Origin of the sequence: Leptolyngbya sp. FACHB-261 (genome assembly GCF_014696065.1) — a bacterium.
GTDB lineage: Bacteria > Cyanobacteriota > Cyanobacteriia > FACHB-261 > FACHB-261 > FACHB-261.
Genome location: NZ_JACJPL010000031.1, coordinates 590,380 through 615,708 on the forward strand (window position 1 = coordinate 590,380; position 25,329 = coordinate 615,708).

Genomic DNA, 25,329 nt, shown 5'->3' on the forward strand with positions numbered 1-25,329 from the left:
CAAGAGGGTCAGGCTTAATCACATCTTTCTGGTAAAGTCTGCTCCTCTTGCTGATACCTTGATGAATAAGCAGACTCGATTGGTAATTTCTCAATGGAAGCGATCACTTACGTTCTGATTTTGGCTGGTGTGATTGGCCTACTATTCTTCGCGATTTTCTTTCGCGAACCGCCGCGCATTAACAAGAAGTAGCTCACCGTTTTAACGTGCAATTTGAGCATGTAAAAGGGCCGCCCCTAGTTCTAGGATGCGGCCTTTGCTATTTTCATTTTTTTACCTTCCCTATCAGTCTTCATGCTTTTCGTAGGGGTCTTCTAAAGCTTTGGAAGGGGGACCAAATGCGGTGTAAATGGAAAAGCCAGTAATGCCAAGAACGAGGGTACCAATGCTGATGATAAGAACTGTTGCGGGTTCCATTTGAGCTGCAAATTATGAGTTTTCTTCTTCTATAATATTACGAACGATTAATACTTCTGTCCAGAATTTAGACACAGGTGAACTATGTCGCAACGTACGTGGCTGGGTGACGTTCTAAGGCCCTTAAATTCCGAGTATGGCAAAGTCGCTCCTGGCTGGGGTACCACTCTCCTGATGGGAGTGTCTATGGCGCTGTTTTTGGTCTTTTTGCTGATTATTCTGCAAATCTACAACTCCTCTCTGCTACTAGAAGGAGTAAAAGTTGACTGGCGTAGCCTAGGCGGTAGCTGAGCTATTTCTGCTGCCGAAGAGGCTAAAGTGTTAGGCCTAGAGAGCCTGATCTAGGCGTTAGACACCTAGGTCAGGCTCTTACTGACTTGAGCCTATACTTAAGGGGAACCGTGATGAGAGCGATCACATGAACGTATTTGGCATTGGCTTACCAGAAATGGCCCTGATTATGGTAGTAGCTCTGCTTATTTTTGGGCCAAAAAAGCTGCCAGAAATTGGCCGTAGTCTAGGCAAGGCAATCCGAGGCTTCCAGGACGCTTCCAAAGAATTTGAGAACGAATTCAAGCGAGAAGCGGCTCAACTGGAAAGCCAAGAAGTTGAACAACCAGTTGCTGCCGTTGAACCTTCTCAAGCCGCTAAAGTTGATCCAGTTGCAGTGGTTACAGAAAACACAAGTGCAGCAGAGCTGACCTCGGCTGAGCCCAGCCAGAACGGCACCGGCATCAACGAGACGGTTGCCAGCTAAGCTTTGGTTGTGAGTGAGTTAGTTCAACCTGCATTGCTTGTTGGTCTTGGCAACCCTGGTGCCAAATACGAGCGAACCCGCCACAATATCGGGTTTGAAGCAATCGATTATTTAGCGAGAAATTGGCGAATTCCTCTGAGCGAGAACAAACGCTTCCAAGGAATTTTTGGGGAGGGGCAAGTGGGCTCTCATCGAGTTCGGCTCCTGAAGCCCTTTACCTATATGAACCTGTCAGGACAGTCGGTTCGGGCTGTTGTTGACTGGTACAAGCTCGAGCCTGCTTCTGTCCTAGTGTTTTACGATGACCTAGATTTACCGGTGGGCCGGATTCGGCTACGTTCTTCAGGTTCAGCGGGCGGACATAACGGCGTGAAGTCGCTAATTGGTCATTTGGGAACTCAGGAGTTTCCACGGCTGCGCTATGGCATTGGTCGACCTGCGCCAGGGGAGCAGCGTGACACTGTAAATTATGTTCTGGGCACCTTCCGGCCAGAAGAGCGCGAGTTACTCTCTGAGGTGATGGTGATGAGCCGAGACGCTGTAGAACTAATCTTTCGGTCGGGGTTCGAGAAGGCAATGAGCCTTTACAATGGACGCTCAGCACTCAAGCTCTGACCCGTGCCTCGTTTGCCTCGGACTATTGCCCACGTTCGCATTACTTATCTGAGTTGGCAACAAGGCCATATTGAGGGCGACGTCGTTGCCAATGAGCTAGAGTGGCAATTTCAATGGCGCTTCCGCCAAGGCAAATTGGTAGTCGAGCCCTCGCTCGGTCGTGCCTTGATTCAAGAGCCCCTGAACCGCTTTCTTGAAGAAAGTGATTACCGCCTAGAGCCAGGTAGCGACTACTCGTTCGTTATTCGAGCTGAAATTTAGCGCTAAGGATTTAGCACTCCAAAATCTAAAACTTAGCCCTGCGCCCCGTTACTCGTTAAGCGCTCTAAATAGCGCTCAATTAGGATGAGAGCCACAATGTCATCCACAGGCCGTGGAGCCACCCGCACCCCCTTAGGTAAAAAGCGATATAACCCGCGAGGTGGGTACATCTGCCAATAGCGCTCGCGTGCCTCTAAGCTGCTGTAGCGCTCATCCACAGTGATCATGCGTAAATCAGGAAAAGCTGCTTCCAAGCGCTGTCGCCAATCGCGACCAGTGGTTTGATCGCCCAGCACTAACAACGACACCGGAAATCGCTCTCGTAACTTCTGGATTTCAGGGACAGCACCGGTGGAGGGCACAACCTGATGGTACTGAACGCTGCGGTCGAGACCCATCACCGCAAGACCACACTTATCGCGACCTGGATCAAAGCCTAGAATCACTGTCCCATCACCCTACTCCGAACCAATTCTGAGTAAAACCTCGTTATCACGAGTCACTACCAGTTCCAGGGCTAAAGGACCTGCTGTGTAAGTACTGCGGCTGGTCACGGCTAGAATATCTACCCGCCCTGTATATTGTTGCAGTTCCTGAATAAGTTCGATCACAGATGCTTGTGAGAATTCCCCGACTTTACCCGTGAGCGGATCAGCTAAAACGCCAGCTTGTCGGGCCCGAAAATTGGACGCAGTGAACAGGAAATCTAGTCGCTCCAGGAGAACTTTCTGGTCCCGAGTTTGCGATAGATCAACGCTAATTGCGGCTACTACCTCACCCGCTGGAAAGACAACGCGGTTCGGATCCAGATCGGCATAGACCCGCACACTGGTTTCGCCAACTAGGTAATTGGCGGCTGACTGAATCCTAATCACATAATTGCCACCATCGGTAATGCGATTCATCAGCTGGGTGACTTCAGGTTCGGTGATTTGAATGGCCAAATAACTGTCATTCTGAACATCGCGCTCTGGTATCCCCGCGATCAACTGCTGTACTTCCCGGTTAGCCTGCCGCAGGATTTGATCTATGGCCTGCCGAGCGTCTGCCTGGTTAGAAACTTGATTCACGACGCCAGTCGCTAACACTTGGCCCGCTTGGAGACCGACTGGCCCCTGGCGCAGGACTTGAGCACTCCGGCGAATTTGCTCTTGGCTAATGCGCAAAGAGCGAATTTCTAGCTCTAGTTGAGAGCGCTGGTCCTCCAAAGCACTCAGGCGATCCTGGGCTTGGCTCACAGAGGTTTCCAGTTGCACCCTCAGTTGAGTGCGTTCTTGAGACAAACGTTGGCGTTCGGCTATGAGCTGAGTGATGGTCTGGCGCAGGGCAACTTCCTGCTTCGACACGGTTGACAGCTGTTCATTCACTTGACGGTAGCGTCGCTGCAACTCAGCCAAACCCTGCTCTGCAGTTTTAAGCTGGGTGGCTGTCTTCTGCTGACGCTGCAACGATTGGGCAAGGGACTGGTTCGTTTGGTTCAGCCGCCTCTGCGCTTTGGACTGTCGATCCTGTGCCACTTTCAGCGCTGACTCAGCTTGCTGCCGCTCGGTTCTAGCATTTCGCAGCTGCTCCTGAATTTGGCCGAGTTGGAACAAGCCTGTGCGCAACTGGCGATCGGTCAAGAACAGCAGTAGCAGGGTCGAGCCGGAGATCAGAACGCCTGTAATAATCGTGATCAGAACCGCAGTCTTTTTTGGGCGTAGGTTGAAAAGACTGAGGCGGGCTTTGCCAACTCGGGTACCAATACGGTCGCCCAGTGTAGCGATAACACCGCCCAAGATCAGGACCACCAGGACCAGGATATAGCCGGTCATATGTTTGGGATGGCCTCGGCAGTGCGAATCGTTGGGAACGGCTCTAAGGTGTGATCTGTAAATCTATGCACGCAATCTTAGCACCGCCCTTGTTTGCTCCCGACACCTGTCGTCTGCTCCTGCTAGCTAAAGCGCCTGCGCCAGGACGGGTCAAGACTCGCCTCTGTCCGCCCCTCTCTTTTGAGCAGGCGGCTCGCTTAGCTGAGGCGTTTCTACTCGATACCTTAGCCTTGCTTCGTCAAGCTCGGTTTCAATCACGTTATTTAGCCTACAGCGGCGATTGTGACTGGTTTAGCCAAGTTGCTCCAGACTTCCAGAGCTTTGCCCAAACGGAAGGCGATTTGGGGACTCGTTTGCAACAGGCCTTCCAGCAAGTGGCCGTGCCTGGGTCATCTGTGATCTGCATTGGTAGCGATAGTCCGCACCTACCTGTTTCGATCCTGGAGCAGGCGGAGCAGGCACTAGAGGCAGTAGATGTGGTCCTGGGACCTGCTCAAGATGGCGGCTACTATCTAGTCGGTGCGCGTCAGGCATTTCCGATCTTTGTGGGCATGCCGATGAGCACCCCCCAATTACTACAGGTAACCCTACAGCGTTTACAAGCACTGGGGCTGAGCTGGAGATTGCTCCCGCAGCACTCGGACCTTGACACCTGGTCCGATGTGCAGCAACAACGCCAGCAACTGCCACCCAGTTCTAGCCGCGTGCTGCAACAACTGGAGCAGGAACTGAGGTCGCCTCAGCCTTGAAACCAGCGTAGGTTGGCTGTTGCAAGCGTGAGGGACAAACGTACTCATCATGAACTGCATCTAGCAGCAACTCTAGAGCTGCATAGTCCATGGCTGTAGCCGTTTCTGAAGCCAGAACCTGATTGATCTGCTCCTCAAGCTCAAAGGTTAGCAACCCGGTTGTCAGGGCAACATGCACCAGCTCAAATAGCGACGTAGAACTGAGGCCCTCGGAAGGTTGAAACATGGCAAACAAAGGTTTTGACCCCAAGAACTCAGGACAGAGTGGGTATCCCAATCATGCTGTCCGCTCCCCTGGATCCCCCTCATGCAGATGGATGATTTCGCCATCTTCGCCATCTGTATGAGGCTGCACCACTAGCATTTCCCCAACCCAGTTTTTGTTTCAGCGCTGTTGCTAAAAGACAACCCTAAGAAACCCCGATAGTGACCAACCACTGACCGACGTAACGGAATAGGGGATTTGCTTCTGTACCTAATAGACGCGCTTGCAAGCGATAGATACTGGGGCGCGATGGGTTAGTTAACCCCACAACTCGAAGCTCCAGAGGCACACCGGCGGCAACAGGATCCTTGAAGGTAAAACGCAAGCTGCCTGACTCTGCGTCATTAGTTGCCTCCTGGAGCGGAATTTCCTGACGGCTGCGACGGTTGTAAACGCGCACTAATTCTGGCCGCAGCAGGCCAATGTAAGCATCAGGATAGTTAACCTGCAATTCGGTGCTAGCAACATCTTGGGCTGGCATGAATAGGCGCAAGGTAACTGAGCGGGCATTAGGGCGCTCGTTGATCAAGTCGTAGTCCAGGGTAGTATCACGACTAGGACCAAACAGCACCCATCCCTCAGCTTGAGCACTTTGGCTGGGTAGCAGGGTTTCTAGACCTGTACCAAGACCGACAAAGCTAGTTGTGAGGGCTAATAGCGTTAAGAGTTTACGGGTCGAGGTGTGCATATTAATCCAGGAAGTCCAGACAACGGAAGATAAAGACAAACCTGACTGCTTGGACGTTGGGCTGAAGACAAGGGTTCCGAGCTGGGTTGCCGTACCCAATATCTTACGATGGGGAACTGGCGATAAGGAATTGGTGATGAGGAACTGGCTTGAACAGGTCGGTTAGCGCTAGGGAAGTCTGGAAGAAGTCAATGAGACCCATTTTTTGAGATTCTATGGACACTCAAGCTTCCATTCGTCAAATCGCTCTAAGCCAGCTTGCCAATCAATTTCAGCAGCAGGGCCACGCCCCAGAAGCCGCTCAGCAAATGGCAACCTTGGTCATTTTGCGAGCTGACTTTGATCTAATGAGCGCTCAGCTCAGCCGTCTGCTTGCTTGGTTAGAAGTCAACCATCCGGCTCTCCACCAAGAAGCCCTTGACTTGGCCGAAGCGACCCGTAAGGAATTTGAGCAACGGGTACAACTGGGCTAATTAATCCCCAACGATTGCGACCCCCTGCTCTCCCGAGATCGCGATAATTGTCTGGACACTTGCAGGGGAAGTCCAGGCAATGAGTACATCAGGCAAGCTACAGGTCGGGCTGTTGTTTGGCGGTCAGTCCGGCGAGCATGAAGTTTCTATTCGCTCAGCTCAAGCGATTGCCCGAGGCTTGGCTGGTAATGCGGAAAAGTACCAGCTTTGCCCGTTCTACATCCAAAAAAACGGTCACTGGAGCGAACCTGAGCTGTCGGCGCAAGTGTTAGCAACTGGCCAACCGGTAGCCAACGAAACTAGACGCACTAGCTTTCAATTTCCAGCTAGCGCTGCTGCTGTAGATGTTTGGTTCCCAATCTTGCACGGACCAAATGGTGAGGATGGCACCATTCAGGGGCTGTTGCGGTTGATGGGCAAACCTTTCGTCGGTGCTGGCGTGCTTGCTTCGGCAGCAGGCATGGACAAAATTGCGATGAAAACTCTATTTGCGGCGGCTGAGCTACCACAAGTTCGCTACCTTGCGCTCACGCGTGGCCAATGGCAATCGCAGACAGACCATTGGCTAGCCCGTGTTGAAACAGAACTGGCCTATCCCTGCTTTGTCAAACCGGCCAATTTGGGCTCCTCTGTGGGCATTGCTAAAGTCCGTAACCGGGCTCAGCTCCAGAGCGCTTTGGACAGTGCCGCTAGCTACGACCGTCGCTTGATTGTGGAAGCGGGAGTGACGGCCCGCGAGATCGAATGTGCGGTGCTGGGTAATGAGCAGGCGCAGGCTTCGGTTCTGGGCGAGATCACCTACCGCAGCGATTTCTACGACTACGAAACTAAGTACACCGAAGGGCTAGCGGACTTGATTATCCCAGCGGCAGTACCTGAGGACTTAAGCCAACGTCTGCGCAAGCTGGCTGTTCAGGCCTTTGAGGCGGTTGATGGCGCAGGGCTGGCCCGAGTAGATTTTTTTTATGTTGAAGCGACCGGAGAGGTGTTCATCAATGAAATCAACACCATGCCTGGCTTCACGAGCACCAGTATGTACCCACAGCTGTGGGAGGCCACAGGCTTAAGCTTTACTGCCTTGGTCGACCGACTGGTTCAGCTAGCTCTGGCTGGGGACTAGACAAAGCGAAGTCCTTGCACCGAGGGGGTTTCAGGACCAGTGGTCCTGCCCCGAGAGATGGGGTGGGCGTGTTAGAATGAAGCTCCAGTTCCAGTGCTCATCTGATGCTTGAGACCGTTGGGTACCCAGAGAGGCTGAGTAAAAATTGGGCTTCCCGCTCCCGGCTCTTGAGCGTTGGCTCTTAGAGCTTTTCTGGAGAGCGATGAGCAAGTTCACTCAGCGAGATTGACAATCTCTCCCCGTTTCGGATCCAACCTTCGGATTCTGTAAGGCGTTCAGCGCAGTTCTACCCCATGACATTTTCACAAGAACGGATTATCCCGACCGATCTGCGCAACGAAATGTCGCAGTCCTACCTGGAATACGCGATGAGCGTGATCGTGGGACGGGCATTGCCTGATGCCCGCGACGGTCTCAAGCCAGTGCATCGCCGCATCCTCTACGCTATGCACGAGCTGGGTTTATCGCCAGATCGTCCGTTCCGCAAATGCGCCCGTGTGGTGGGCGATGTAATCGGTAAGTACCATCCTCACGGTGACAGCGCTGTTTACGAAGCTCTGGTCCGCATGGCCCAGGACTTCTCGATGCGTGAGCGGCTAGTGGATGGCCATGGCAACTTTGGTTCCATCGACAATGACCCACCAGCAGCGATGCGGTATACCGAGTGCCGACTCACCCGTTTGGCCCAAGACTCGCTGCTGACCGATATTGAGTCTGAAACCGTAGACTTTGGTGATAACTACGACGGTTCACAGCAAGAACCGTTGGTATTGCCCTCGCGCCTGCCGCAATTGCTGCTGAATGGCAGTGCCGGTATCGCCGTTGGCATGGCCACTAATATTCCGCCGCACAATCCAGGCGAACTGATCGATGGGCTGAGTGCGCTGATCCAGAATCCGGATCTGAGCGATCTGGAACTGATGCAGTATATTCCTGGCCCAGACTTTCCCACGGGTGGTCTGATTCTCGGCACTGACGGAATCCGGGAAGCCTACACGACAGGGCGAGGCAGCATCACCATGCGCGGGGTTGCTTCGATTGAAACCCTGGAACAGCGGGGACGCCCCGATCGCGAAGCCATCATCATCACTGAGTTGCCCTATCAGACCAACAAGGCAGCTCTGATCGAGAAGATGGCTGAACTGGTCAACGACAAGCGCTTAGAGGGGATTGCCAACCTGCGCGATGAGTCTGATCGCGATGGCATGCGCATCGTAATTGAGCTGAAGCGCGAGGCTTATCCCCGGGTTGTCCTCAACAACCTCTATAAACTCACGCCCCTGCAAGCTAACTTTGGGGTTAATTTGCTGGCTCTGGTCAATGGAGAGCCGCAACTGCTGACACTCCGCAACGCGCTGGCAGTGTTCTTAGAGTTCCGCGAAGAGGTGATCACCCGTCGCACTCGCTACGAGTTGCGCAAGGCGGAAGAACGCGATCATCTACTGCAAGGACTGCTGACCGCTCTCAGTAACCTTGATGCCATCGTTAGCTTACTGCGCCATGCAGCAGACGCAGCAACTGCTAAGCAGGAGTTGATGACTACCTTCAGTCTGTCTGAATCTCAGGCTGATGGCATTTTACAGATGCAACTGCGTCGTCTGACCGCCCTAGAAGCCGAGAAAATTCAGCAGGAACACGAAAGCCTCCAGGTACAGATCACTGACCTGCTCGATATTTTGGACCGTCGGGAACGGATTCTAGAGATCATTCAGACTGAGTTGGTTCAACTGCGAACAAGCTTCAGCACCCCGCGACGCTCTGTGATTGAGCAGGCAGAAGGTGAGATTGACGCGGTCGACTTGATTGCCAATCTCAAGATGGTAGTGTTCCTCACCGAACAGGGCTACATCAAGCGGATGCCAGTAACTGACTTCGAGGCTCAAAAGCGGGCCACGCGGGGCCGGTCAGGCACGCGGATGAAGGAGGACGATGCCGTTGATCACTTCTTCACTTGCTTCAGCCACGACAGCATCCTGTTCTTCACAGACCGGGGCGTTGTCTATTGCCTCAAGAGCTATCAGATTCCCAAAGCCTCGCGTACAGCCCGTGGTGTACCGATTGTGCAGCTCTTACCGATTCCCAGCAGCGAGAAAATCACCTCGGTGGTGCGGGTGGATGAGTTTGCCGATGATGACTATCTGGTGATGCTCACCACCAAGGGTTACATCAAAAAAACTCAACTATCTGCCTTTGCCAATATCCGTACAAACGGCCTGATTGCGATCGCTCTAGAAGAAGGCGACCAGCTACGTTGGGTGCAGCGAGCCCGAGCCACCGACAGCGTGATTATTGGCAGTCGTGCTGGTATGGCAATTTGCTTCCAGGCCAACCATGAGCAGTTGCGTCCCTTAGGCCGACCCACTCGCGGTGTGCGCTCGATGACGCTGCGCAATGGAGACTCGATTGTCAGTCTGGATATTCTGCGAGCCCAAGAACTGTCGCCAGAATCAGAACTGCCTGTGGCAGTGGATCTGAGTGAGGAGCCAGTCGCTGAGAGCGAAGTGGAGGCTTTGCTGGAAGAAGTTGCAGAGAGCAGCTTAGAAGAAAGCCCTACTGAGGAAAGCCTTACCGAGGAGGGTTCTACTGAAGAAGGCGCTACTGAGGAAGGCCCTACCGAGGAAGGTAAGTCAGCAGGTCCCTGGGTGTTAGTGGTCACAAACAATGGCTACGGCAAGCGGGTACCTGTAGCGGACTTCCGCCATCAGAATCGAGCTGGTATGGGGCTCGTAGCTACGAAGTTCCGCAAGAAAGGCGACCAACTGGCAGCGCTGCGCGTGTTAAGTGCGACTGAGGAACTCATGATAGTGACCAGTCGTGGCATTGTGATTCGTCAAGACCCCAGTGCCATTTCTTGTCAGTCAAGAATGGGGACAGGTGTCCGGGTGCAGCGCTTGGACGAGGATGATTCTATTGCAGCAGTAGCACTCATTCCAGTCTCGCTGGATGGCGAAGGCGGGGATGACGAAGCCCTAGCTGTGGAGGATCTAGCTGAAGAGTAAAATTGAGGCTGGATTTCTGAGTTTACTCTTAACGAAAACTCCCAGGTGCTTCTGCCCTGGGGTTTCTTTTAGAAAGGGTGCAATTAGTCCTCCAGGGTGGTTAGACCTCAGACAGAATGGCTTTGCCATTGGTAGAAAGACGACTGCCAAATTCATGCAGCCTCAAGAACTACTGAAACGATATGCGGCGGGAGAGCGAGATTTTTCTGGCGCCGATTTAAGTGAAGCTTCGCTCAGTGGAGCTTCGTTGTGCAAGGCTTCTTTCCGCAAAGCTTTGCTGAGTAAAGTCTCTCTGGTCGGCGCTGACTTGAAGTGGGTTGATCTCACTGGAGCTGACCTGAGGGAGGCCTGCCTTATTCAAGCCAAATTGATTCGGGCTAACCTCAATGAAGCCTTACTCGTGCGAGCTTACCTGCAAGAAGCCTACCTGAGAGAAGCTCACCTCAATGGCGCTAATCTGACCCAAGCAGATTTACGCAAAGCGAATTTGATGCGGACCAACTTGAAGGGCGCGAATTTGAGCTGGGCGAATCTGCGTCAGGTTAACCTACGCGAGGCAGACCTCAAGGATGCAGACCTGAGTTGGGCCGATCTGCGTGAGGCAGACCTCAGCCGAGTCAACTTGTCCAGAGTGAAACTGAACGGAGCTACTATGCCAGACGGCAGTATTCACAGTTAAGACATAGTTAGCTAAAGCGTTAATTACAGGCTCAATGTGACAGGCCCAACTGTATTTTGGTCTTTGAGCCTTTGCGTAGCCTGGCAACAGAATCGTTCTAATTCTTTCGCTCAAGCCTGCTTGAAAAACTTTGAAAACTAAGGAGTTGATGATACAAGTTCTTAGAGTTTTCTAGTCTTATCGGTTCTGGCAATGCCCAATCAGACTAGCCTTTGGTTGGTGAACCGCAATGGATACAAAAGCGATCGCTAGCGGCCACAGACTGCCCACATTGAGAGCAGAAACGCCCAGGTGTTTGAGACGGCGTTGAGGACGGTTGCGAGGAACTCATGCGCAGTTCTAAGTCACCCATGCGCATCTCCATTGGGTTCATTTGCATCTCCATATTGCCCATTCTCATGGGCTGCATGGGTTGCATGGGTTGTATCTCAACAGCCGATTGGTTAGAGGCCAGTGATGGACTAACTTGAAGTGGCAATATGTCAGCGTCCAGTAGAGAGGGAGCCGTTGCTAAAGTGCTAATGCCACCAGCTTGGAGATGGACAAATTGTTGCCCTTGGGCCGATTCCAGTCGCAGGATCAGACCCCTTGGCACTCGAAACAGAATGGGAGGGCTCAGCCACGCCCCCGTCTCAAGGGTGCAGCGTTGGCTCTGCTGCTGCCCAGGACTGCTACTGCTGAGGCTGATCAGCGTTTGGGTTCCCTGGTTCTCGACGTAAACCTGCTGACCATTACCGAGGTCACCTGTGTAAGCCATGCCAAATCTGAGCCCAGACTAAAGCCCTATTCTAGATGAGACTGAGAGGCGTTGATGGACTTTGAGTTGCTGCCAACATTGCTTGTCATCGCCGCTCCTTCAGGCAACGATTTATCCTCCATTGTTGGTTTTCTTGATGATTGTGATGCCCTCGCCATTTTGAAGCTTGCAAAGCGTACTTTACGGCCTGAGAAATAGCGGTATTATTGGCTACAGCGCGACCGACTATTAAATCCTATCCATTGATTAGAAGATTGAGTGAGCAGCAGTGAAATTTACTAGCTACAACCCAGGGGATTTCTACGACGAGCTATTTGTTGCTAAAGATAAACCTCGGCCAGAAGCTAGCCTCTTGGTTAAGAGAATTCATTCTCTAGCACCTGGAGAACTACTACAACGACAGCAGGCTGCTCAAAAAGCTTTGTTCAAATTAGGTGCAACTTTTAATGTCTATGGTGACACTCAAGGAACAGAGCGGATTCTGCCTTTTGACATTATTCCCCGCATTGTTTCAGCAGAAGAATGGTCTCGGATAGAACAAGGACTTAAGCAAAGAGTTCAAGCACTCAATCTTTTTATTGAAGACGTTTATCACGCACAAAAAATTCTAGGTGATGGCGTAATTCCTCAAGAGCTAATTTACTCTGCTAAAGGTTTCTTGAAGCCCTGCATAGGCTTAAAACCTCCGGGCAACATTTGGTGTCACATTACCGGAACCGATCTCGTCCGGGACCGAGATGGAGAATGGTACGTCCTAGAGGATAATCTCCGCTGTCCCTCCGGGGTCTCTTACGTTTTAGAAAATCGTCGGGTTATGAAAAGCACCTTTCCTCAGGTGTTCAAAACCCTGGAGATTCGACCCGTTGAGGACTATCCTAGCCATCTTCTAGAAACACTATTGAATTTAGCGCCTAACAAACCACAGGATCCTACGGTTGTAGTTCTCACTCCTGGCATCTACAATTCCGCCTATTTTGAGCACTCTTTCCTGGCTCAGCAAATGGGTGTAGAACTGGTTGAAGGGCGGGATTTGGTGGTTGCAGATGGTTATTTGCAGATGCGCACAACTAAGGGATTAAAGCGAGTCGATGTAATCTACCGACGCGTCGATGATGATTTTATTGACCCTCTGGTGTTCAGGTCAGACTCTCTAATTGGTATACCCGGTTTGATGGAGGTTTATCGCTCCGGTCGAGTGGCGATTGCCAACGCTCTAGGCACAGGCGTTGCTGATGACAAGGTTATTTACGCCTATGTCCCAGCAATGATTCGTTATTACTTGGGAGAAGAACCGATCCTGGCTAACGTGCCCACTTACCTGTGCTGGGAACCTAAACAACTGGAGCATGTGTTGGGCAACTTAGATAAGCTTGTCGTCAAAGCCGCTAACGAGTCTGGAGGGTATGGCATGTTGGTAGGCCCTCATGCCTCTGCCCAGCAACGAGAAGAATTTGCAGAGCGGATCAAAGCCAATCCTCGTAACTATATCGCTCAACCCACGCTGTGCTTATCGCGGGTTCCAGCAATTTTTGAGGATACGTTTGAGGGGTGTCATGTCGATTTGCGGCCCTATATCCTCTATGGTCAGGATGTCTACGTCAATCCAGGTGGCTTGACCCGAGTGGCACTCAAAAGAGGCTCTTTGGTGGTTAATTCCTCACAAGGCGGTGGTAGCAAGGATACCTGGGTACTGGCTCAAGATTCACAATAATGGTGCCTGGTTCTCGCTTGATCAATATGTCTCTTGGTTTGCTTTCTTCATCGAGTAAAGGTTTAAAGTTCAAATGCTGAGCCGCGTTGCCGATTCCATCTATTGGCTCAATCGTTATATTGAACGGGCTGAAAATGTAGCGCGTTTTATCGATGTCAACCTTAATTTAATTCTGGATTTACCAACGGGAATTGCTCAGCAATGGAAGCCTCTGATTCTCACGAGTGGTGACCTACCGCTATTTGAGAAGCGCTATGGCGAGGCTACAGCAGAGAATGTCATTCATTTTCTCACCTTTGACCGAGAATACCCGAACTCTATCTTGTCCTGTCTCTGCTCCGCTCGCGAAAATGCCCGTTCAGTTCGCGAAATCATCTCTTCAGAAATGTGGGAACAGGTGAATAGCTTTTACCTGATGGTAAAGGACGCATGCCCCGATCAATCTCTGTCAGGGCTACACGAATTTTTTGCTGAGGTGAGGTTAGCCAGTCATCTATTTGCTGGCATCATGGACGCTACGATGGCTCGTAATGAAGGCTGGAATTTTGGGCAAATCGGTAGGGTTTTAGAACGAGCTGATAAGACCTCACGAATCTTGGACGTCAAATATTTTATTCTGCTGCCTTCAGCTAGAGATGTAGGAACGCTATTGGACGAACTGGAATGGATCGCTTTACTCAAGTCGGCGAGCGCCTACGAAATGTATCGCAAGCGGGGTCAGCACCGAATTAAGCCTACAGGCATTGCAGAATTCTTAATCTTAGATCGAGAATTTCCTCGCTCCATTCAATTTTGTCTACTAGAGGCGGAGCGTTCAGTTCACCAGATCACAGGAACTCCCACAGGTACTTGGCGAAATCCAGTTGAACGAGCGCTAGGACGCTTACGCTCCGAACTTGATTATTCGACGATTGAGGAAATTATTCAAACTGGCTTACACGAGTTTCTAGATCAGTTGCAACGGCGAATGAATGGCATTGGTGAAAAGATGTTTGAAACCTTCTTTGCGCTTGAACCTCTTCCCTAAATTACTTTCCTAAATCTCTTCCCTAAACGACCTCTCTAAACTAATAACAGGGAGCTGCTGTTCTTGCTGGCTTATGCGTTATCAGATTGCCCACACGACAACTTATCAGTATGATCAATCGGTTAACTTAGAACCTCATATTCTGCGGTTGCGGCCCCGTTGTGATGGCGCTCAAAAACTGCATGATTTTGCTTTAGAGATTGTGCCCAAACCAGAGGGAACTGCCCAGATTTTGGATCTGGAGAACAACGCAGTTATTCAGCTCTGGTTTGGACAGCCAACTGATTCCTTAAGCCTTAAGGTTGTCTCAGACGTAGAAACGCTGTGCACCAATCCCTTTAACTACCTCCTAGAACCCTGGGCCACCCAATTACCAATTGTTTATCCAGCCCCCATGCTCGCCCATCTCCAGCTCTATCTAGGCGGGCAGTTCCCCTACGGTCTAGATCCAGTTGCTGTTCAGTTGGCCCAAAGCCTTTATCAATCAACCGCCGGTAGTACAGTCGCTTTTCTCAACCAACTCAATCAACAGATTCATCAGACCTGTCAGCAACAATTCCGCGAGACTGGCGAACCTTTACCAGCTGCGGTCACCTGGAACCAACGCTCAGGTTCCTGTCGTGACCTGGCCGTCCTGTTCATGGAGGTCTGCCGTAGCATGGGCTTGGCGGCTCGCTTTGTCAGTGGTTATCAGAAAACTGAGCCAGACCTGCCAAAATATCACCTCCACGCTTGGGTAGAAGTTTATTTGCCGGGTGCTGGCTGGCGTGGCTATGACCCAAGCCAGGGCCTAGCTGTTGCTGACCGCCACATACCACTGGCCACCAGTGCTCAACCGCGCAATGCTGCCCCTGTGACTGGCTTGGTACGAGCTAGTCGGGCTCAAGCTGTAATGCAATACCAGCTCTCGATTCAGACTCTTTAGTTCTGCCTCTGTAGCTAGAGCTTGAGCCTTCGACTTCAGAGCCCTCGACGCTTGTGCTGTTGTAATTCACGGCGATTACGCCGAAACAGCCAGAAGTTGAAGGCAATTAGCAAGATGAACAGCAGCATCGTGCTGCCCGCCGAGAGGGTTGTGAACACGTCAAACATATTAGTTTTGTGTATTAGTTTTGAGGTGATGAACTCAGAGCTTTGCACGTCAGGCCCTTTAGTTGGGCCTGACTTAGTTGGACCTGACTTAGTTAGAACCTAGGTTAGTTGGGCTTAGGTAGAGGATTGATGACCAGTGGTTCTTCTAGGTTTTGGGAGAGGGTCTGCTTCACAGCCTGTAGATAGGAGCGAAGGCGTTCGAACTGCAGCAGATTGGGCCGATAGCGACCATCACTCATCGGGTCAAATAGCGCTGCTTCTGGCATCGCTGGCTGCGCTGCTAACCAGAGCCGGTCTTCATCCTGCCAGGCAAACAGTTCAGCAGGCAATTGTCCCTCCAAAATCGCAATTACCCGCTGCCGGCAGACCCGTGTATTGATGCCGCGTCGCTCCAATTGTTGCAACAAGGCCTCAACTGTGACAGGAGCCGCTAAAGTTGCTGCATTTTCGGCAGTTGATGGCGGAAATGCCTTCAATAATTCCAGTAACAGAAAATAATCGCCGTACTGGAGCCGAACTTGGTCGACAACATGGGGATAGAGCGGTAGCAACGCTAACCCCTGCGCTAAGCGCCCCCCCTGAAGTTCCTTAGCCACTTCATCAGGCTCGATTAGATGGGCCGCGGGCAGCTTCTGACGTAACCAAAGGGAAATTGCTCCCAGTGCTGCAGTGCCACCGGTACAAAGGGCTAATTTCACCTCTGCCACTGAAAGCCCTGCAACGCTCAGTAAGTCGTTTAGCTCTCGATTCAAACGTTGAACAAAGGGCAAGAGGACTTGGCTATCCAATTCACGCCGTACGACCAAAATCGGTTGTCCAGCTAATTGAGCACTGAAGCGGTCCTGCTGAGTGAGTGCAAGTTTCAACTGCTGTGCCAGAGCTTGCAACTCCTGACCCAGAGTGGAACTTTCTAACCGCTGACGCAACCGGCAACGCGCCGCTGGATCTGGATCGCCAGGCAAGGGTAGGTCCAAATCCTCTAGGCTGAAAGTCTCAGCAGAGCTTGACATGAACTGCTGGAGCCTAGGGTAGAGCAACTGGCAAACAATGTCTTGCTCAATGCCTTCGCCAGCGTAGCGTAAGCTATGGCAGATAAAGTCACTGTGGTTCAGGCTTTGAGAGTCATCCGGCAGGTTGACCAAGGTAAATTCTGTGGACTCAGCGCCAATATCTAACAGCAACGCTGGTCCTATCCAGGGAGATTTGAGCGGTACTGCAGCTGTGCCTATGCTGCTTGGAGCAGCGGCTGAGGATTGTGCTGCTAGCAAGGACAGAATGCCAGCAATCGGATCCTCAACCAGGAGCACCTGCTCAGGCCCCTGGACCCAACCCAGGTTGAGAACGGCTTCCCGCAAATTCAGGTAGTAAGTCTCTGACCAGCCTGTCGGTACGCCCAAGCTTACCCCTGCTAGATTTTGCCAGATGCGGCTCAAGGTCTCTGAGTTCAGCCCCTCGGCTTGAGCCTGCTGCGAACCCTGGGCCAAGATCTGTTGCAGAGCAGCTTGCAACCAGCGCAGTGGCAAGCGTTGCCGATCAGACCACTGAATTAGAGGTTGCCATTGCTCTGCTTCTCGGTAGGAGAGCCCTGTTTTCAGCAGCGCCTTGAAGCTATGCAGCAACAGACCCTTGGCAGCGTAGCCTTCCCTTTGAATCACTGCCCAAGCGTCAGGGCCAACTAGCACTTCTGCCTCAAGAGGCTCTTGGATGCCTGAGCTGAGCAGGTCAGAGTGCAGGTAAGCCAGACAGGGAAACTCAAAGAGAGTTTCGGGGCGGCCAGCCCCATAAGACCAGCTCAAAGGATAGAGTTTGCCGCTATTTGCCTCAAGCAGTGTGGCCGAGAGAGAACGGCTGCCAAAATCAAGGCCCAGGAACCAGCGGCTCTCGCTGTCCAGATTCACTGAAGAAGCACGAGGCGGATTTAAGGTCGCAATCGAGGCCCAGTCTGATTGTGATTCTGTCTCTGAACCAGGATATGAAGCCGGTGTGCTGTTAACTGGTGGGCTGTTGACGATTGATGTCTCTAGCCAACCAGTTCCTATGGGCTCATTGGGGGCACGATAGCCCGAAACTCCTGTGCCACTCATTGGATCAGGGGGCAAGGCCGGTTTGGGCTGGGCAGTAGTCAGCCCGGGGACGACCGTGTCTTCTCCAAAGTCTTCGTCAATTTCTCCGTCCGGAGAGGTCAACCAATCCGAACCGTCCTCAGTTTCGTCCGACTCATCGCCGCCTTCCTCGGTCCCCAGCATGGTAATCCAGCTGGCGCTGTCATCATCGTCGGCATCAAAAGTCCAGTCGGACTCCAACTCTGGTAGTTCCAGGATCGTATTGTCTAAAGCAGAGGCACCACCATCGACTTCTAATGGGGTGAGTTCATCGCCATCGTCCTCATCCTCGCTAGACCAATCAGAGTCTAGTTCGGGCAGTTCTAGTAGGGTTTCTTCTAAGGCAAACGAGTCACTATCCAAATCCATCTCAGGGAAATCGCCGTCTAATTCGTCGGTTTCCAATAACTCGGAGCCCAAGATAGCCTCTACATCCAGGTCCGGTAGGTCAGCCTCTTCTGCAAAACCGAACTCCGTCAAATCTGCTAGCTCTGCTTGACCGGGTAAGGCTTCCAGTTCGGTCAGATCGTCATCCAGATCCAGCTCGTATCTTGTCTCCAAGTCGAGATCTTCAAATCCCATTTCCTCAAATGAATCATCTGTGAGTCCTTCCAGCCCAGTCACAGGCCGAGAGAGAACCGTGATGTTAATTTCATCAATCTGCTCAGGGGCTGGAGCAGGGGTTGGATCCGCTACCGGTTCGGCTGCTGCTGGCTCAGGGGTGGGTGCCTCAGAGGTCTGGCCCGTTGGCAGTTCAGCACTTGTCAGCGTCTCTGAAGCTTGAAGAGGACTAGCAGCCGGCTCGGTAGGGGCAACGCTCACTACAGGGGCGATCTCTGATAGCAGCTGCTCTAGGGTGCCCAGGTCTAGATCGTTGAGGTCGGCAGTTGCGGTGAGGGGGTCAAGGTCAGGTTGCGTAGTCTGCGCAGGCGAGGGGACGGGCTCAGCGTCAATTTGAGCCGAACCAGTTTGATCTGGTCGAGTTTGATCTGGGCCAACTTGAACCGGGCTAGCTTGACCAGTCCTGATGGGATCAGCTTCTAGCTGCTCGGCCTCGATTGGCTCTGGAATAATTAACTCAGTCTCGGTTGGTAATGGCAGAGCTGGAACCTCAGCCAGATCCCCTAAACCTCCAAAATCGGCTAACAGGTCATCGTCGTCCGACAGATCTGAGAGACCAAAGCTGTCGAAGCCTGATTCATCAAACTCCTCGCTGTCGTCTGCCTCGTCCCCTACCGCTTCTAGAAGGGTTTGTGCTTCTAGGGCTAGGGGATCGTCACTCCACGCAGCCAGTTCCTCAAATTCTTCAAGCTCGGGGGTTAAGTCTGCCTCTGTCGAAATCGGGGCGGCTACGGTGGGCAGCGATTCCTCAACAACTTCAATAGGAGCAGCCAAATCAGTCGTTGCTTCTAAGTCAGCCTCAGCTGCATCAGCAAAATTGGTGAGCTGCTCGTCTACTAAAGCTTCTGGCCTATCTGGCGTATCTAAGATTGGATCGCCAAAGTCCAAATCGTCCAGAGCTAGACTGCTATTGACTAAAACCTCAGGAGTAGACTCTGGCGCTGTCTCTAGTGTTGTTTCTGGCGTTTCTAGCGTTGTCTCTGCCGCAGTCTGAGGTGGGGTCTGGCGCGCGTTTAGGCTTAATAAATCATCACCCAGGACTGCCAGTAGTTCTGCATCGGGCCAATCTTCAGGCTCAGCTATTGCTGGAGCCTCAGGTGCCACAGCGGATGCTTCCGACTGAGGGACGGCACCCTCTAAGTTGACCAAATCTATTGCGGTTGGCGTTTGAGGAGCCGGATCGGACAGGTTTTGAAAGAGGTCTGCCTCTTCGCCTGGTTCAGCGCTCAGTTCAGCCTCTAGCTCCGCCGGAGCAAATTCAACCGGGGCCAATTCAAGTAGAGGCAGCTCAACTGGAGCCAGTTCAACTGGAGTCGGTTCGCTAGCCTCTGGCTCATCCCAGAAGCTTTCCAAGGTAATTTCAGTAGGGGTTACACCTTCCTCGCCCTGGTCGGGGCTAGTAACCGGGGCTGGAATCGGTTCAGGCGTAAGTTCAGGCCCTGGCTCTGTGTCCAAGAAATTGTCGGCTGTGAGCGCTGGAGCTTCAGCAGACACTGCTTCTGCACGAGCAGCCTCAACCGTTGGCGCTAAAAAGTTTTCGAGCAGCAGGTCTTCATCAAGAGCGCTGTCACTTGCTTCTGCTAATGCGGGTTCTGGCTCTGATTCCAGCGACTCCGTCCCTGACTCCGCTACTGACAAATTCTCAGGTTCTGGGCTTGCTGCTTCTGGCTCAGGCTCTGCTCCACTAGTAATTTCAGGAATGGTTGGGGTCGGCAAAATTGTTAGGTCAGGGAGCAGTCCTTCACTGGCTTCCTCTTCAAACAAGCTGTCTATGGTGACGTCTGAGAATCCTGCCGAGCTGGTTTCAGGAGGGCTGGTTTCCAGACGGCTCAAATCCTGGCTCAGCTCCTCACGCAGCTGGTCATCCACCCAGGCATCGCCATCCTCAGTGAAGAAGTTATCTAGCCGTAGAACTTCGTCGCCTGTAGCTTGAGAGAGATCGCCGCTGAGGTCCTCGGCAAAATCAGATAGGGTTAGGCTGTCGTCCAGCTCCGCTCCTAGTTCTAGGGTTGAGGTAGGCTCCGGGCTGAGTTCTAAACTTGGCTCAGGTGACGGTGTTGCTTGGGCCTCAGCCTCAAGAGCTTCTGTTGGTAGTTGTAGCGCTTCAGGCTCGGTTGCCGGTTGTGGCTCTGGAGGAGCACTCAAAAGCTCACTCAAGTCAGCCAATGTCTCCACGGGTCCGAGCTTATCTACCGCAGCCCACATTAGATCTGGGACTTGTTGTTCTGACTCAGCTAGTACCGGCTCAGGCTGGGGTTCTACGAGTTCTATTGAGAGTGGGATAACTGAACCAGGACTTGACAACGCCTCTGACAGAGGCCCCGATGGCTGCTCACTTGGGAAGTCATTCAGGCTGGCTAGTTGTTCTGGGCCGCCTACATCGACTGGAGTCTCTATCGAGCTGGCTTCAGGCTCAGCTGCGATATCACCGAAAAGATCTGACCCTAACAGCTCCAGTTCAAGATCTGATTCTGAGGCAGGTAAAGGAACCGCTGTGCGCTCCAGTTCCAGCGTGTCTTCAGCTTCAGCAGGTAGACTCTCCGGCGCTTCATTTTCGTCACTAGGCGAAGCAGGCTCGAAGAATAGCAGATCTGATCCCTCTAGCGCATTAACAGCCTGGGGTTCTGCTTCTGGGCTGGGCGTTTCTGTGGCTTGATTCGCTTCAGGCTCTAGTACAGGCTCTTGGTAGAGGTCATTAAGGGTTAAGTACAGGTCACTGAGTCCCAAATCCTCAAAGGCTTCTTCCGCAAAGCTAAGGGATGTGGGGGCTTCAGCAGAAACCGAGGCATCAAGAGGGGCTTGAGGAGAAACTTGAGCAGGCTCCTCTGTAACTCCGGTAGCCGTTGCTTCAGGGAGGATAGTCTCAGGGGCAATAGTCTCAAGAGCGGCAATCTCCTCAGGGGCAATAGCCGCTTCCAGGGGAATGATCTCCTCGGGAGCAGTAATTGCTTCTACGTCGGTTGCTACGTCAGTTGCTTCGCCGGTTTCTGCATCAGTGGCTGGGATATCTGGGGTTTCTATCAGACTCTCAGCAAGCTCTGGGATCGGTTGGTCAGCCTCCTCAGAAGCTAGAGGCTCTGAGAGAATATCGAGCAGAGGTTGATCGAATTCAGCTAGGTCCTGCTCAAGCTCAAGGGGCAGGAAATCAACCGAGCTAGTGCCTGTATGCTCAAGATCTAAGCGGCTGAGTTCATCTGCAAGCTCATCTGCCCAAGCTGCCGGGGGAGCCACTTCAGAGGACGCCTCAGCTGGAATAGGATCTGGCGTTGGAGCAGACTCTGGGCTGAGAAGTTCAGGAGGCGTGTCATCAATAGGACCTGCCACAGCCTCAGGGCTTGTGATTGCCTCAGGAGCAGCTGCAACCTCAGGAGTATCTACAACCTCAGGAGTGACAGCAACCTCAGGAGTGACAGCAACCTCAGGGCTCACTTCAGCTTCAGGGCTGGCTACAACCTCAGGACTGCCTACAGTTTCTGGCGCGTTTGGCTGCTGCAACTCTGAGGCTATTTGTTCAAGCAGGCCCAGAGCAGCGTAAGCATCAGGAAGCGATATACTCAGACCCGATACCGGGGAAGGCAGGCCAACGGCATCCTCAGTCGTAACGGCATTGCTCTCTAGCTCAGGCGCAAAGGGCTGAAGCTCGATCTCATTCAGGGCCGCTTCCAGTTCCGCCTCAAAGCTGTTTTCGGTCAAATCTGCTGGCAATTCATAGCCAGGATAAGCATGATCTTCTAGGAGAGCCCCTCGATTTTGTCGGGGTTGGTCGGGTACGACCGGGGGCAAGACTTCCATCCCTGCATATGCCCCTGGGTAGGACGGCAGTTCAGCCGTGCTTGCTTCACTAGGGCCAGATTGGTTAAGCCACTGGATCAAGGAGCTGAGTGCTGCCTCGCCCCGGGACCCTGAGTGATTGACTTGGGATAGACGCTGGCTTAGGCCTGCAAATGTGGTTGACAAACTGCTGTCTAAGGTAGACAGCAGCTGCTCAGTGGAGGCGGGGGAAGCTGGGGTCGCTTGCTGAACCTGCGATAGGGTCTGACGGAGTTGCTGGCTCAATTGATCTTTGAGATGAGCTTCCAGGCTTTGAAGAACTCCGGCAATAAGCTGCTGCTGAAGATCCATATCAGGTTCAGAAGAATCAGGGGTGGTAGAAGAGCTTGTGGCGCTGGGTTGAGCCTCAGGGATCGAGATTGAAGCTGGAGTGACCAAGGAACTCAAGTCTGAGCGAAGTTGATTATAGTGCTGCTGCAGGTCTGCTAACTCGCGCCTGAGTTGCTGGCTCCAGTCCTGGCTCAGGGTTCCCAATTCCTGCTTGAGGTTGGTCTCCAGCTCTTGCAACCCGTCTTGCAACTCATGCTGTAGGGCAGCTTGTAGAGCTTGGGGATCAATTGGGGCAGCTATCTCAGCTGGGCTAGCCGTTGCCTCATCCCGTTGCGCTTTGTCCTGGAGATTCTGTTCTAGTTGGGCGTTTAGGGCAGATAGCTGATTGAGTAGACGCTGTGACTCAGTGCCTAAGTTGGAGCGCTCTGCTTCTAGTTGCTGACGAGTTACTTCAAGCTGGTCACGAAAGGGGGTGAGCACGCTTTCCAAGGTGTGCACAGGAGCTTCCTGCAAGCTGCTTAGCCGCTCGGCCAACTCACTAAGCGTACTTTCTAGCTTGAGTTGTTGTTGCCTTAGCGCTTCGGCCCGAGTCGTTTCCAGTTCAGCGATCTCCTGCTGGAGGCGCTGCTGCTCACTGTGGTGTTCTTGAAGCTGGCTCTCCAGGCTAGTCTGTTGCGCCTGGGCTGCCTGACATTGCACCTCTAGGCTGGTTAATTCGGTCAGCCTAGCCAAACGCGATTCTTTGAGCTGTTCGAGTTCCTCTCCCAGGGCCTGCTGCGCTTGAATACTTTCCAGGTGTTGGTTAAGACGCTGAAATAGATCGCGCTGGCGCCGAAGTTCGTCAGTTTGAACTTTCGGGACCAGACTGATCGGCTTGCTCAAGACAGCCTGAATTTCAGTCATGAATTCGCGAATCTGCTGATTGGGAGCAGTCACTTCTGAGGACCCCTTTTTTCTGTGCCTGGAAGCTGAGTCTGCAGTCCGCTGCTTGCCCCCAGAGGAGTTCAGAGCCAATGCGAACACAGGTATTGCAGCCAACTATACAACCGTCACTCAGCGTGGACCGGATTGTGCTTCCAGGCTAGCGTCTGTCAAGCAATTTCGCATACACGAACCTTCACCACGTTCGTAGGTTATGGTCGCAATTCGCACTCAACAAATCTCAATTAAGAATTAAGTTACTACTACAGGCTTAAGCACGACCCTAAGCCTCTTCGCCGATTTCCTGAAGTTGCATCGTGATCCGCTCGCCAAATTCAGGATCGCTATTGGCAAGTCCAAGCAGCTGTAGGTACTCCAGTTGCGTCAGTCCTGATCCTTCAATAATGGTGCGTGCGTCTGCTTCAATCTGATGCTCAACCTCGACTGAATCCAAGTCAGTTTCAGCGCTACGCAGATCTGGCTCTCGGTTGGCCATTAACTTAAGCATTTTGAGATAAGCCTGAGCAAATTGACTCACTTTCTCAGATGGGATGTCGCTGGCACTGGGCACAACATCAAGCAGAGGTGGATCGTCATCCGGAAGGCTCACTGGACTTGAGGACTGGGCTAGCCCTGGCAATGAGCCCAAAGTCAAACTCAGCAACAAGCCCAGAATCAAGCTCCGAGCCCAATTTAGTAACCCTTTGCACAACCTCTTGGCTAGGCCAGATCTAGGCGGGTTGTACTCCTGCTCACTGCTCTGGCCTTCGAGCTGGCACTTCACCAGGCCCTTAACTGGTCGAGTTTTGATCATCATTAGAGATTAGAGCCCTTGCGTTCCTAGTTAAGATGAGCCGTCTTCTTGTTCTAATCTCTTTGCTGCCACTAGTAACAGCTTGTCAGCTGGGCAATGCTGGCGTTGGCAGCCTGCCAACTGCTGAACCCTCCCAACCCACAACCAAAAACACAACGGCTGCCCCACCAATAGCCCAGGCAGGCTCTAGGACAGCACGTCGAACTCTGATTCAGGTCTCAGATCTGCCTAAGCCTTACGCTTCTAATTCGGTCAGTCGTAGCCCACGGGTGATACCACAGCCGAGTAATGCCAGACTTCAAGCACCGGCAGGCTTCAAGGTCAATCTATTTGCTCAGGGGTTGTCCCGTCCGCGTTGGCTGTTGAGCGGGCCGAATGGCGACATCTTTCTGGCAGAGTCTTATGACAACCGCATTCGCTTACTGCGCGACACCAACGGTGATGGTGTAGTTGACCAAAACACTGTGTTTGCACAGGGGCTTCGCCAACCGTTAGGTATGGCTATCTCCCCAGATAACCGGTTTTTCTATATCGCTAACACTGACGCAGTAGTGCGCTATCCCTATCAGTTAGGTCAGAGCCGTTTGCAGGGCCAAGCTCAGACCATCACCCGCCTGCCAGGAGGTGGCTACAACCAGCACTGGACCCGCAACCTAATCTTTAGCCCTGACGGCTCCAAGCTGTTTGTCAGTGTAGGCTCTCAAGGCAACGCGGCAGAGGAACCTTTGCCCCGCGCCTCGATTCAGGTCATGAACCCCGATGGCAGCAATCGCCAGACCTATGCTTCTGGGCTACGTAATCCAGTTGGGTTAGGCTTTAACCCCAGCACTGGCAAGCTTTTTACCACGGTGAACGAGCGGGACCAACTGGGGGATGACCTGGTGCCAGATTATCTAACTTCAGTGCAGCCGGGAGGCTTCTACGGCTGGCCCTACTCCTATTTGGGCGCTAACCCTGACCCGCGCCTGCCACGTCGGGCGGAGCTAGAACGTAAAGCGATTGTTCCCGATGTGCTCTTCCAAGCACACTCGGCGGCTTTAGGCCTAACGTTCTACGGGGGTGAGCAGTTTCCCGCTGAGTATCGAGGAGATGCGTTCGTAGCCTTTAGAGGTTCCTGGAACCGCTCTGAGGGAACAGGCTATAAAGTCGTGCGGGTTGCCTTCAATGCTCAGGGACAACCAGAGGGGGGCTACGAAGACTTCCTGACGGGTTGGCTGGTTAATCCTTCGGTCCCCTCAGTCTGGGGACGCCCTGTGGGTCTGACCGTCAGCTCTGACGGTGCCCTACTGGTCACTGACGAGCCAGGCGGCAAGATCTGGCGGGTCACTTATGTACCGTAAAGTAAG

At 52.6% G+C, this 25,329-nt stretch carries 24 protein-coding genes; 15 read left to right on the forward strand and 9 right to left on the reverse strand.

What is annotated here, in order from left to right; genetic code table 11:
• Positions 1-93 precede the first annotated feature (93 nt).
• Complete coding sequence (locus H6F94_RS27850) at positions 94-192, forward strand: photosystem II reaction center protein T (RefSeq protein WP_190805518.1); 99 nt, start codon at positions 94-96, stop codon at positions 190-192.
• A 93-nt stretch (positions 193-285) separates the two neighbouring features.
• Here H6F94_RS27850 and psbN read toward each other — a convergent pair whose 3' ends face one another.
• Positions 286-417, reverse strand: coding sequence for a photosystem II reaction center protein PsbN (gene psbN, locus H6F94_RS27855; RefSeq protein WP_190805519.1), 132 nt, complete (start codon positions 415-417; stop codon positions 286-288).
• 84 nt (positions 418-501) lie between these two features.
• On the opposite strand from psbN, the gene psbH reads away from it, so the two are divergent.
• The 4 genes from psbH to H6F94_RS27875 all read left to right on the forward strand — a co-directional run bounded on the left by psbH (position 502) and on the right by H6F94_RS27875 (position 2,050).
• Positions 502-708: a photosystem II reaction center phosphoprotein PsbH gene (gene psbH / locus H6F94_RS27860; RefSeq protein ID WP_190805520.1), complete on the forward strand. Its 207-nt coding sequence runs from the start codon at positions 502-504 to the stop codon at positions 706-708.
• Between the two features lie 127 nt (positions 709-835).
• Complete coding sequence (locus tag H6F94_RS27865; RefSeq protein ID WP_190805521.1) at positions 836-1,174, forward strand: TatA/E family twin arginine-targeting protein translocase; 339 nt, start codon at positions 836-838, stop codon at positions 1,172-1,174.
• A 9-nt stretch (positions 1,175-1,183) separates the two neighbouring features.
• On the forward strand, positions 1,184-1,789 hold the full coding sequence (pth, locus tag H6F94_RS27870; RefSeq protein WP_313949390.1) for an aminoacyl-tRNA hydrolase: 606 nt from the start codon (positions 1,184-1,186) through the stop codon (positions 1,787-1,789).
• Positions 1,790-1,792: 3 nt separating this feature from the next.
• Positions 1,793-2,050, forward strand: a complete 258-nt coding sequence (locus H6F94_RS27875) for a DUF3146 family protein (protein WP_190805522.1) — start codon at positions 1,793-1,795, stop codon at positions 2,048-2,050.
• Positions 2,051-2,082: 32 nt separating this feature from the next.
• Here H6F94_RS27875 and H6F94_RS27880 read toward each other — a convergent pair whose 3' ends face one another.
• Together H6F94_RS27880 and H6F94_RS27885 are read right to left on the reverse strand one after the other, a co-directional pair.
• Complete coding sequence (locus tag H6F94_RS27880) at positions 2,083-2,496, reverse strand: RuvC family protein (protein ID WP_190805523.1); 414 nt, start codon at positions 2,494-2,496, stop codon at positions 2,083-2,085.
• A gap of 12 nt (positions 2,497-2,508) precedes the next feature.
• Entirely contained in the window at positions 2,509-3,864 is a 1,356-nt protein-coding gene (locus tag H6F94_RS27885; protein WP_190805524.1) for a DUF3084 family protein, read from the reverse strand.
• Positions 3,865-3,929: 65 nt separating this feature from the next.
• On the opposite strand from H6F94_RS27885, the gene H6F94_RS27890 reads away from it, so the two are divergent.
• Complete coding sequence (locus H6F94_RS27890; protein WP_190805525.1) at positions 3,930-4,613, forward strand: TIGR04282 family arsenosugar biosynthesis glycosyltransferase; 684 nt, start codon at positions 3,930-3,932, stop codon at positions 4,611-4,613.
• Here the strand turns inward: H6F94_RS27890 and H6F94_RS27895 are convergent.
• Both H6F94_RS27895 and H6F94_RS27900 read right to left on the reverse strand, forming a co-directional pair.
• A complete protein-coding gene (locus H6F94_RS27895; RefSeq protein ID WP_190805526.1) occupies positions 4,561-4,839 on the reverse strand; it encodes a hypothetical protein in 279 nt (92 codons plus the stop codon). The two genes, H6F94_RS27890 and H6F94_RS27895, sit on opposite strands and share 53 nt — an antisense overlap.
• Positions 4,840-5,023: 184 nt before the next feature.
• Positions 5,024-5,605 carry a DUF2808 domain-containing protein gene (locus H6F94_RS27900; protein ID WP_190805527.1) on the reverse strand — a complete coding sequence of 194 codons (582 nt, stop codon included), beginning with the start codon at positions 5,603-5,605 and terminating at the stop codon, positions 5,024-5,026.
• A gap of 176 nt (positions 5,606-5,781) precedes the next feature.
• Here H6F94_RS27900 and H6F94_RS27905 point away from each other — a divergent pair, with 176 nt between their 5' ends.
• The 4 genes from H6F94_RS27905 to H6F94_RS27920 all read left to right on the forward strand — a co-directional run bounded on the left by H6F94_RS27905 (position 5,782) and on the right by H6F94_RS27920 (position 10,837).
• Positions 5,782-6,039, forward strand: coding sequence for a hypothetical protein (locus tag H6F94_RS27905; RefSeq protein ID WP_190805528.1), 258 nt, complete (start codon positions 5,782-5,784; stop codon positions 6,037-6,039).
• A gap of 79 nt (positions 6,040-6,118) precedes the next feature.
• Positions 6,119-7,159 (forward strand): D-alanine--D-alanine ligase family protein, encoded by a 1,041-nt coding sequence (locus H6F94_RS27910; RefSeq protein ID WP_190805529.1) that lies wholly within the window; start codon positions 6,119-6,121, stop codon positions 7,157-7,159.
• 293 nt (positions 7,160-7,452) lie between these two features.
• A complete protein-coding gene (gyrA, locus tag H6F94_RS27915; protein ID WP_190805530.1) occupies positions 7,453-10,158 on the forward strand; it encodes a DNA gyrase subunit A in 2,706 nt (901 codons plus the stop codon).
• A gap of 154 nt (positions 10,159-10,312) precedes the next feature.
• Positions 10,313-10,837: a pentapeptide repeat-containing protein gene (locus H6F94_RS27920; protein ID WP_190805531.1), complete on the forward strand. Its 525-nt coding sequence runs from the start codon at positions 10,313-10,315 to the stop codon at positions 10,835-10,837.
• Positions 10,838-11,042: 205 nt separating this feature from the next.
• On the opposite strand, the gene H6F94_RS27925 is transcribed toward H6F94_RS27920, so the two are convergent.
• Complete coding sequence (locus H6F94_RS27925; protein ID WP_190805532.1) at positions 11,043-11,594, reverse strand: zinc ribbon domain-containing protein; 552 nt, start codon at positions 11,592-11,594, stop codon at positions 11,043-11,045.
• A 54-nt stretch (positions 11,595-11,648) separates the two neighbouring features.
• Between H6F94_RS27925 and H6F94_RS27930 the strand changes: the two genes are divergently transcribed.
• From H6F94_RS27930 to H6F94_RS27945, 4 genes are all read left to right on the forward strand, one after another.
• A complete protein-coding gene (locus H6F94_RS27930; protein ID WP_190805533.1) occupies positions 11,649-11,792 on the forward strand; it encodes a hypothetical protein in 144 nt (47 codons plus the stop codon).
• Positions 11,793-11,862: 70 nt separating this feature from the next.
• On the forward strand, positions 11,863-13,305 hold the full coding sequence (locus H6F94_RS27935) for a circularly permuted type 2 ATP-grasp protein (RefSeq protein WP_190805534.1): 1,443 nt from the start codon (positions 11,863-11,865) through the stop codon (positions 13,303-13,305).
• A 73-nt stretch (positions 13,306-13,378) separates the two neighbouring features.
• Entirely contained in the window at positions 13,379-14,332 is a 954-nt protein-coding gene (locus tag H6F94_RS27940; protein ID WP_190805535.1) for an alpha-E domain-containing protein, read from the forward strand.
• Positions 14,333-14,405: 73 nt separating this feature from the next.
• The gene (locus H6F94_RS27945; protein WP_190805536.1) at positions 14,406-15,257 is read left to right on the forward strand and encodes a transglutaminase family protein; all 852 of its coding nucleotides are present in this window, start codon (positions 14,406-14,408) and stop codon (positions 15,255-15,257) included.
• 35 nt (positions 15,258-15,292) lie between these two features.
• Here the strand turns inward: H6F94_RS27945 and H6F94_RS33145 are convergent, their stop codons facing one another.
• From H6F94_RS33145 to H6F94_RS27955, 3 genes are all read right to left on the reverse strand, one after another.
• Positions 15,293-15,424, reverse strand: a complete 132-nt coding sequence (locus H6F94_RS33145) for a hypothetical protein (RefSeq protein ID WP_277878179.1) — start codon at positions 15,422-15,424, stop codon at positions 15,293-15,295.
• Positions 15,425-15,528: 104 nt separating this feature from the next.
• Positions 15,529-23,184 (reverse strand): hypothetical protein, encoded by a 7,656-nt coding sequence (locus tag H6F94_RS27950; protein ID WP_190805537.1) that lies wholly within the window; start codon positions 23,182-23,184, stop codon positions 15,529-15,531.
• Between the two features lie 268 nt (positions 23,185-23,452).
• Positions 23,453-23,986, reverse strand: coding sequence for a DUF4168 domain-containing protein (locus H6F94_RS27955; RefSeq protein WP_242041445.1), 534 nt, complete (start codon positions 23,984-23,986; stop codon positions 23,453-23,455).
• Between the two features lie 32 nt (positions 23,987-24,018).
• Here H6F94_RS27955 and H6F94_RS27960 point away from each other — a divergent pair, with 32 nt between their 5' ends.
• The gene (locus tag H6F94_RS27960; RefSeq protein WP_190805538.1) at positions 24,019-25,323 is read left to right on the forward strand and encodes a PQQ-dependent sugar dehydrogenase; all 1,305 of its coding nucleotides are present in this window, start codon (positions 24,019-24,021) and stop codon (positions 25,321-25,323) included.
• Positions 25,324-25,329: the final 6 nt, after the last annotated feature.